General features: G+C 37.1%; 11 protein-coding genes and 1 pseudogene. 2 read left to right on the top strand and 10 right to left on the bottom strand.

Features of this window, described 5'->3' with window-relative positions; all coding sequences use genetic code 11:
• Positions 1-211: hypothetical protein (locus tag AB1414_10300; protein ID MEW6607823.1), on the top strand; the 211-nt coding region annotated here is incomplete at its 5' end.
• Between the two features lie 108 nt (positions 212-319).
• On the opposite strand, the gene AB1414_10295 is transcribed toward AB1414_10300, so the two are convergent.
• The 7 genes and pseudogenes from AB1414_10295 to AB1414_10265 form a co-directional block, all read right to left on the bottom strand.
• On the bottom strand, positions 320-946 hold the full coding sequence (locus tag AB1414_10295) for a TIGR03936 family radical SAM-associated protein (GenBank protein ID MEW6607822.1): 627 nt from the start codon (positions 944-946) through the stop codon (positions 320-322).
• Positions 947-954: 8 nt separating this feature from the next.
• Positions 955-1,320, bottom strand: coding sequence for a hypothetical protein (locus tag AB1414_10290; protein ID MEW6607821.1), 366 nt, complete (start codon positions 1,318-1,320; stop codon positions 955-957).
• A gap of 37 nt (positions 1,321-1,357) precedes the next feature.
• Positions 1,358-3,133 (bottom strand): annotated as a pseudogene (locus AB1414_10285) (TIGR03960 family B12-binding radical SAM protein).
• Between the two features lie 27 nt (positions 3,134-3,160).
• Positions 3,161-3,469, bottom strand: a complete 309-nt coding sequence (locus AB1414_10280; protein ID MEW6607820.1) for a zf-TFIIB domain-containing protein — start codon at positions 3,467-3,469, stop codon at positions 3,161-3,163.
• A 14-nt stretch (positions 3,470-3,483) separates the two neighbouring features.
• Entirely contained in the window at positions 3,484-3,984 is a 501-nt protein-coding gene (locus AB1414_10275; GenBank protein ID MEW6607819.1) for a hypothetical protein, read from the bottom strand.
• Complete coding sequence (locus AB1414_10270; protein ID MEW6607818.1) at positions 3,959-4,159, bottom strand: hypothetical protein; 201 nt, start codon at positions 4,157-4,159, stop codon at positions 3,959-3,961. Before AB1414_10270 ends, AB1414_10275 begins: the two co-directional genes overlap by 26 nt.
• The gene (locus AB1414_10265; GenBank protein MEW6607817.1) at positions 4,152-4,655 is read right to left on the bottom strand and encodes a hypothetical protein; all 504 of its coding nucleotides are present in this window, start codon (positions 4,653-4,655) and stop codon (positions 4,152-4,154) included. The genes AB1414_10270 and AB1414_10265 overlap by 8 nt, the downstream gene beginning before the upstream one ends.
• Positions 4,656-5,118: 463 nt before the next feature.
• Between AB1414_10265 and AB1414_10260 the strand changes: the two genes are divergently transcribed.
• Complete coding sequence (locus AB1414_10260) at positions 5,119-6,552, top strand: radical SAM protein (protein MEW6607816.1); 1,434 nt, start codon at positions 5,119-5,121, stop codon at positions 6,550-6,552.
• Positions 6,553-6,585: 33 nt separating this feature from the next.
• Here AB1414_10260 and rnfB read toward each other — a convergent pair whose 3' ends face one another.
• From rnfB to rsxE, 3 genes are all read right to left on the bottom strand, one after another.
• Complete coding sequence (gene rnfB / locus AB1414_10255; protein ID MEW6607815.1) at positions 6,586-7,392, bottom strand: RnfABCDGE type electron transport complex subunit B; 807 nt, start codon at positions 7,390-7,392, stop codon at positions 6,586-6,588.
• Entirely contained in the window at positions 7,393-7,989 is a 597-nt protein-coding gene (locus AB1414_10250) for an RnfABCDGE type electron transport complex subunit A (GenBank protein MEW6607814.1), read from the bottom strand.
• Between the two features lie 379 nt (positions 7,990-8,368).
• The gene (gene rsxE, locus AB1414_10245) at positions 8,369-8,971 is read right to left on the bottom strand and encodes an electron transport complex subunit RsxE (GenBank protein MEW6607813.1); all 603 of its coding nucleotides are present in this window, start codon (positions 8,969-8,971) and stop codon (positions 8,369-8,371) included.
• Positions 8,972-9,135 lie beyond the last annotated feature (164 nt).

Below are 9,135 nucleotides of genomic sequence, written 5' to 3'. Positions count from 1 at the left end.
CTCATTCCCTCTCAGAAGTTCATGGTGTATAAAGGTGATAAAAAGATATGGGAATTTCACCTATGAAATTATGCGAGTATGTCCACAAATAGTTTCCCGAATGTGCACAAATGATTTTTACGTAACACAAAATTTTACGACCTGTGCAGGTAGAAAATTAAGGAAGCAGATTTTTAATAGTAAAACGGGTGGATTTAGTAAGCGGATTTAACGGATTTAGCGGAAAAAGAAATAAAAAAAAATCCGCTCAATCCGTTTAATCCGCTTACTAAAAAAATCTGTTTAATCATCTTACAAAAAATTCGACCTATCCGTTTTCCTATAAAGGAGAATGCGAATTTCCAGAATCATCTTTATAGAATTGGTCAACCCGGCTAATATTCTCCACTTGTTTTTCTTCTCCTAACAATGCCTGTAAGAACTCCGGGAACTTTACTGTTTTCCCATTATCTACTTTAAAACAAACTAATAACTCATTTGGTTCATTTGCTGCAGTGATTTGGTCGATAAACTGGCGGATATTTAGCTCTTTGCCTTCTCTAAAACTTAAGATTTCCTCTTTTGCCAGAAATTCTTCAATCTTTGATTTTGAGATACATTCTTTTAGTTGTATTTTGTAGACTAATCGATTGATAAGAGAAGTTAAAGATTGACAATTAGTTGCGACAAAACCTGCTTGCAGGATTTTTATTCCTTCGGGTAAAGTTTGATTGAGTTGCAGGATTAATTCATCCAACTTTATCGGTCGATATAAATCTAAATCCGCATACTCTGCCTGACTATTTATTCCTACGGCTAATGCGTGTGAAAGGGAAAGTTTTGGATGAGGATTATAGCCCTGAGTCATCGCCACAGGAATATTTGCCCTTCGCATCGCCCGCATTAAAACCCGCATCAGGTCTAAATGGGAGATATATTGCACATCCCCTTTTTTGGTGAACTTAATCCTTACCCTTAGTTTGGTAACTGGTAATTGGTAACTGGTAATTGGTAACTGGTGATTGGTAACTGGTAATTGGTAACTGGTAATTGGTAACTGGTGATTGGTAACTGGTGATTGGTAACTGGTAATTGGTAACTGGTGATTGGTAACTGGTAATTGGTAACTGGTAATTGGTAACTGGTGATTGGTAACTGGTAATTGGTAACTGGTAATTGGTAACTGGTGATTGGTAACTGGTGATTGGTAACTGGTAATTGGTAACTGGTGATTGGTAACTGGTAATTGGTAACTGGTAATTGGTAACTGGTGATTGGTAACTGGTAATTGGTAATTGGTAATTGGCAACTGGTATTTTGGCTCTGTGCTCTGTGTTTCATGGTCTGTGCTCTGATAAGTGCATTCTTTTTCCAGACCACATTGATTGCATTTTTGAGTTTCTCTACAATCTGGGGTTTCCTCTCCTTTAATTGCCTTTTGGTATTCTTGCCAGAGAAAATCTTTAGTTACGCCTGCATCAATATGGTTCCAGGGTAGAATGTCATTAAAATCCATTGGTCTATTCGCATAAAACATCGGGTTGATATTCATCGCCTCAAATGCCTTCTGCCATTTGTCAAAGTCAAAATACTCGTTCCAGCCATCAAATTTACACCCTGATTCATAAGCCTTTAATAACACCGCTCCTAATCTGCGGTCGCCTTTTGAGAAGACCGCCTCTAAAAAACTTAAATTTGTATCATGCCAGTTGATTTCTATTTTTTTTCCTGGCAATTTATCAAGGAGATAATGTTGTCTGGCGATTAATTCCTCTTTGGGCAATTGTCCACACCATTGAAATGGAGTATGCGGTTTTGGGACATAAGAAGATAGGCTTATCTTTAGATTATGCCTACCTTTACAAATCTTATTTATTTTATAAATAATATCAATAATTCCATCTAAATCCTCATAATTTTCGAGTGGCAAACCAATTATGAAATAGAGTTTCACCCCGCGCCAACCTGCTTGAAATATAGACTGAATGGCATTAGTTAGTTCTTCAAGCATCACTTTTTTATTAATTACCTTTTGCATCTTTGAAGTGCCTACCTCCGGGACAAGCGTCAGACCCGTAGGTTTGATTTTAGACAGGATAGATGAAATTTCCGTGATAAGTGGTTTTACCCGTAAAGAAGGTAAGGATAAACTTACACTATTGCCAAATTGTGTATGGAGACAATTGATTAAATTTAAAATATAAGAATACTGCGAGGTGCTCAAAGAGCCCAATGATAATTCTTCATAGCCAGTGTTAGAGATAAGTTCAATAGCCTGATTCAAGAGGCAAGATACCGACCTTTCCCGGAGTGGACGATAGACCATCCCGGCATGACAAAACCGACAGCCTTGCGTGCAACCTCGTTGAATCTCTAATGATGCCCGGTCATGAACAATATTCATAAAGGGAATGATTTGTTTAATTGGAAATTTTGCCTTATCCAGGTCTTTAATAATACGCTTTTTGATTTTTTCAGGGACATCGGCTATTTTGGGGCTAATTTTTTTAATCCGTCTATCTTTATCGTAATCTACCTGATAAAAAGAAGGGACATACACGCCTTCTATTTTACTCAAAGCGAGTAAAAGGGCTGGTTTTGACTTATGCCGATTTTGTTTATAAACCTCGATTAATTCAAGGATAATTTCTTCTCCATCACCAATGCAGAATAAATCGATAAAATCAGCTAACGGTTCCGGATTAAAAGCCACAGGACCGCCCGCAATAACTAATGGAAATTGTTCATTGCGGGAAGAAGCAAGAAGAGGGATTTGGGCTAAATCAAGCATATTCAGGATATTGGTATAGCTCAATTCATATTGTAGGCTAAATCCCAGAATATCAAAATCCTTAATGGGTAGTCGTGATTCGAGGCTAAAAAGCAGGATAGAGTTTTTCCGCATTACTTGCTCTGCATCAAACCATGGGGCATAAACCCGTTCTGCGGATACATCCTCCACATCATTAAGTATCTGATAAAGAATCTTCAGACCCAGATGAGACATCCCGACTTCATAAACATCTGGAAAGGCTAAGGCTACTTTTACCGACACCTTTGCCCAATCCTTATGAATGCTATTAACTTCATTCCCTAAGTATCGCGTGGGTTTAGATACTTGGGTTAGTAAAGGGGTTATATCAATTTTATTCATAATTAATTAAATGGTTACCAATTATCATTACTTAAACATCTCTATAAATTTCCCAAAGAATTTATGTTTATGTTCGTATTCGCGTTTTTGGAGTTCTTCTAATTCACCTTTATCAAACCACAGCCCTTCGCATTTATCACACTTATCCAGCACAATTCCTTCTAAATTAATGTGGTGCAATTCATGTCCACATTTTGGACAGTGCATAAAATGGAGTTCTTTTTGCTTTTCTTCTTCTTCTATCCTTTTCTTTTCTTTTGCCGCTTCAATTAAATCTGCTTCATGTTGTTTAAACCATTTATCTTCTTGTTCATGTTTTTCGACTTCTGATGACATAGTTTTTTCACCTCCTATTTTTTCTGTTGTTGACGAATTTCCAGAATTGCTTCCATTTCTTTTATTATTGGTTCATCCTTTGGGCGTCTTATTGCCTTCTTGGACTTAATTAATCCCTCGACGGTTAAAACAGAACAGGGCATTCCATAGATTTCTATAATCTCAGAATATTGGACTACATCTTCATAATTGCCAATTCCTTGCACCTCTCCTAATATATCAATATCTCCAATATCGGTTGAAAAGGTAAAATTCAATCCCATGTGGAGTGTTTTCACATCAAAGATAAAAGGTAAATCTTTTGGGGCTCCTCTTAAATACGGATGGAATGGAGCAAGTGCTTTTATGATATTTTCTAAATTCTCTTTGTCTCTGGCATAACAAATATCAATATCATAAGTTGGATATGCAGAACCATGTACCACCGCGGCGCGCCCCCCAATTAGAACAAAACGGACATTCTGATTTTTTAGCGTTGTTAATATTCTTTTAAAATTTAGCATGTTTTTTTTCACCTGCTTTCCTTAATTCTGCTATTTCTTTCAAGAAGTTGTCATGTCTTTTCATCCTTTGTGTTGGCGTCAGTGCCAGGGTGGAATACAACAAAGTAACATCAAGCCCATAATTTATTGCTTCCTGTATTGCGTTTTTAGTTTTATATTCACCATCTGCTTCTTTTATTTTATTCATCTTCCAAACCCTTTATTTTAAACAATACATAGCCTGTAATGATTAATATCACTCCAGATACCGCTACCGGGAGGAGCACTGGTCCAATCCATGGCCAGGGAATAAGAAAATAGCAATCTTGAGTCAATAAAGAAGGTGGCCAGCCAAGCAAAATATACAAAGAAATATAATAAACTATATCCCAGATAGCAAATGTCCAGAGGAAGATACAGAATGACTCTAATTTTCTTTTACCAACTAAGAAAGATAAGGATAAGAGGATAATAATTGTTGCCACCTCGCGAGTCTGCTCAATAAATAACAGGTTATAGTCACGCATTGTTGTAGCTATCGTTACCTTAGCCCATTTTTCTTGTGGCATAGTTTTTAATATATTCCGAATATAGGCAACAACTACCCCTTCAAGATGACCGAAGGCAATACCAAATAAGGTTAATAAACCCATTTTAGAAAGGAATTTTTTCATCACCTGTTTTCCTCTGTAAGAATATATCATATCTCTTAAAAAATTTCAACTATAATTATGCATCTCAGGGGAAAAAATATGTAACCGTTCAGCCACAGAGGCACAGAGTTCACAGAGAATTAGAGAAATTAGCCACAAATGGACACGAATTAACCTGTGACATTCGATAAATGTAGTGCGAACCTTCGTATGTGTTTAGCGTATTTATGCATTGGATACAAACCTGAAAGGTTTGAATTTTACATAACCGTAGGTGGTAACCGTTCACCGTAGAGACACAGAGACGCAGAGAAGAAAATTAAAATTTATTGATAACTATTCAGCCACAGATGGACACAGATGAAACACTGATTTTATTTTTTATCCGTGCTAATCCGTGTTAATCAATGGCTGAATAGTTACTTTATTTCTATGTTTTCTCTGTTCCTCTGCGTCTCTGCGGTAAAGGACTACCTGAACGGTTACAAAAATATATTGACAGAGTCCTGATTATATGGTATATATTAACAATATGAAGGTATTTTTGATTAATCCACCTGCCGCTAATGGAGTAAAGGTTGTTCGTGAAGGGCGATGTATGCAACGACAGGGTGCCTGGACTTCTACCTGGTCACCAATTACCTTAGCCATCTGTGCCAGTGTTTTAGAAAAGGAAAATATTCAGGTTAGACTTATTGATTGTATTATTAAAAATATCGATTCCAATTCCTTAAAGACCCAAATTGCTGATTTTAAACCTGACCTTATCATCTTAAATACCTCTACCCCATCAATCAAAAGTGATTTAGAGGTAGCTAAATTGGCTAAAACGGTAGTTCCATCGGTAAAAATAGCCGCTTTAGGAATTCATGTGAGTATTCTTCCAGAGGAATGTCTGATGCGTTTTTCAGACCTTGATTATTGTATTCGTCGGGAGCCAGAATTTATCGTTAGAGATTTAAGTTTAGCCTTACGCGATTCAAGAGAAATAAAAGATATTCTGGGACTTTCTTATCGTTTAAATGGTAAAATTATTCATACCCCGGATAGGGAATTTATTTCAAATTTAGACGAATTGCCTTTTCCTGCCTGGCATTTGATAGACCCACAGGATTATCGTATGCCATTTAAAGATGAGCCTTTTCTACTTGTGGCTACCTCACGGGGTTGTCCTTACAAATGCACTTTTTGTGCCGACAAGGCATTTTATGGGACTAAATTAAGGCTAAAATCACCTCAAAGAATAGTGGATGAATTAGAATGGATAAAACAAAGATTTGACATAGGAGAATTTCTATTTTGGAGCGAGTCATTTACCATTAATAATAAATTTGTGATGGAGGTGTGTGAAGAAATCATTTCCAGGGGATTAAAGGTTTCCTGGGTATGCAATAGTCGGGTAGATAATGTGAATTTAACCTTACTTCGGAAGATTAAAGAGGCAGGGTGCTGGATGATTGGCTATGGGGTTGAGTCGGGAAATCAACAGGTTCTGGATAGTGTGAAAAAAGGCACGACATTGGAGCAAACAAAACAGGCTGTGCAATGGGCAAAAGAAGCTGGACTTGAGGTTACAGGACATTGCATTCTCGGATTACCAGGCGAAACCGAACAAACGATTAACCAAACAATAAATTGGACGATTGATTTAGACCTTGATTTTGCCCAATATTATTGTGCCGTGCCTTTCCCTGGCTCGGAGTTATACACTTTTTCACTTGAACAAAATTGGATTACGACCACAGATTGGACTCGGTTTGAACAGAATTTTTCGGTTTTAGACCTACCAGAGATAAAAGCGGCTAAAATTATGGAGCTTAGAAAAGATGCCTTTAAAAAATTCTACCTTAGAAAAAAATTATTCCTCAAAACCCTCAAAAGAATCAAATCCTTTAATCAACTCAAGACATTTATTCGGATGATTAAAGATTTTTTGACCTGGATATAAACAGGTTGAGGTGAGGAAGTGTCAAATACAGATTTAGATTTGTGAAAGTGAAACGATTGAACGAGTTGGACATTTAGGCAGGCATTTATAATCTGTACAGGCAAAACATTTAGTGTGGTCAATTACGGCTAAGAAGTTTTCTAATTTAATCGCCTCATAAGGGCATTCTTTCACACAAATTCCACAACCAATACAACCAACACTACAAATTTTTTTGACTACAGGTCCTTTATCATGTGAGCGACATCTAATCTTTACTTTTGCCTTTTCTGGAATCAATTCGATTATACCTTTAGGGCAAATAGAAACACATTGCCCACAACCAGTGCAAAAATCAGGATTAATCACGGGTAATTTTGTTTTGGAGAGAGTAATGGCGTTAAATTTGCATACCCGAACACAACTACCCAGTCCTAAACAGGCATATTGGCAGGCTTTATCTCCGCCAAGTAATAAATTAGCGGCTTCGCAATCAATTATCCCATCATAAACAAATACTTTATCGGGTGTGCCATGGCAAAGGATATGTGCCTTTACTCCTTCAATCTCTTTCATCTCTTTACCGGTAATTTTAGCCACTAATTTTGCTACTTCTGTTTTTCCTGGAATACAAAGATTAGGTGGAACATCCGCTTCAACTACGACTGCCTCGGCATAAGCGGCACAACCAGGAAAACCACAGGCGCCGCATTGGCCTTTGGGTAACACCTCTTCCACCTCATAAACCCGCACATCAACTTCTATTCCAAATTTAAGTTCAGCATAAGCCAGAACTAATCCAAAAATAAATCCCAAACTACTAAGGGTTAAAATTATATTGATGATAAGTTGGGCATCCATTTATAATCCTCCGGATAAAGGCTTAACCATGCCATTAAATCCCATAAAGGCTAAACATAACAGCCCGGCAACAATAAAGGCAATTCCAAAACCTTGTAAAGATTTAGGTAGTGGGGCTAATTCTAACTTTTCTCTAATGCTTGACATCAAAATTAAAGCAAAGGCAAATCCTACCCCAGAACCAAAGGCGTTGACAACGCTTTGTATCAAATTAAAATTATTTTCTACATTTATCAAGGGAATAGATAAGACAATACAATTGGTGGCAATTAATAATAGATAAATTCCCCACATTTTATAATGAGTTGGCAGATATTTTTTAATCACCATTTCGACCATCTGAACACAGGAGCCGATAACGACGATAAAAACTACAATCCGCAAAAATTCAATACCAAAAGGCACTAAGATAAAATTATATATTCCCCAGCCAAGCACAGAGCTTAAGACCATGACAAAAACTACCGCCGCACCCATAGAAATAGACAAATCCATCCTTTTCGAGACGCCAAAAAATATACACAGCCCCAAAAATTTCGTCAGAACAAAATTATTGATTAAAGCCGTGCTGATAAAAATTGTCAGTAGTTCCTGGATATTCATCTTATTTTCCCCCTGAAAATAGTTTTTTCACGCAAAGGTAATTTTTTCTCTTATTTCGTAAGCGTTCAGCCACAGAGGCACAGAGTTCACAGAGAATTAAGGAAATTAGTCACATAAGGACACGAATTCGCCCTACAAATCTTTTTGTTGTTCATGGAGATTCGAGACAGTAAAACATCTAACGGGATTCATTCGTGATTATATATTCCCTCTGTGTTCTCTGTGGCTCTGTGGCTATATCCTGAACGGTTACCTTATTTCCCTTTGCGTTCTTTGCGTGCTTGGCGTGAAACTTCCTTTCCCCTGAAAATCGGGATTCGGATTTCGGGGTTCAGGGATTCTTTTATTCCCGAAGCCCGAGTCCCGAATCCTTTTATTTTTTACACTGTAGAGTAAATCTTCGCTCATACCAATTAAAAAATCCCATTAATAACCCTACCAATAAAAATGCCCCGGGAGAGAAAAGCATCATTAATACTGGTTTAAAGTTAGGTCCCATAACATCATATCCAAAGATAGACCCTGAACCAAGAATTTCACGAATAACTCCCAGCACGACCATTGCCATGGCAAAACCTGTTCCCATCCCCAGACCATCCAGAAATGATTTTCCAACCGGATTTTTAGAGGCAAATACCTCCGCTCGGGCTAAAATAATAGCAAAGACAACAATTAAGGCAATAAACATACCTAAGGAAGCATATAATGCCGGCAGATAGGCATGAAGGAAAGATTCAACTAAAGTTACCAGAACAGCAATTATCGTTAAATATGCCGGCACTCTAATTTTATGGTGAATAACATTTCGGGCTAATGAGACAATAACATTTGACGAAGTAATCACAAATAAAACACATAAACCCATTCCCAATCCATTAAATGCCGTATTAGACACGGCTAAAGAAGGGCATAAGGCTAAGGCTAATCTAAATATAGGATTTTCATTAAATACACCATTTAAAAATATCTTAAGCATCTAAAACCTCCTTTTTTTCCCCAACTTCTTAGAGTTCTGGTAAGCGTTCAGGTGGTGTAACAAAAGGAGATGTGGAGATTAAGGAGATAGGGAGATATTATTAAAAAAATTGAAATTAATAGAAACTAATAGAAATTTATGGAAATTTGTTGTTTTCCACAATC

Source organism: bacterium (assembly GCA_040755795.1).
Classification (GTDB): domain Bacteria; phylum UBA9089; class CG2-30-40-21; order CG2-30-40-21; family SBAY01; genus JBFLXS01.
This window is presented reverse-complemented; position numbering and strand designations above follow the sequence as displayed.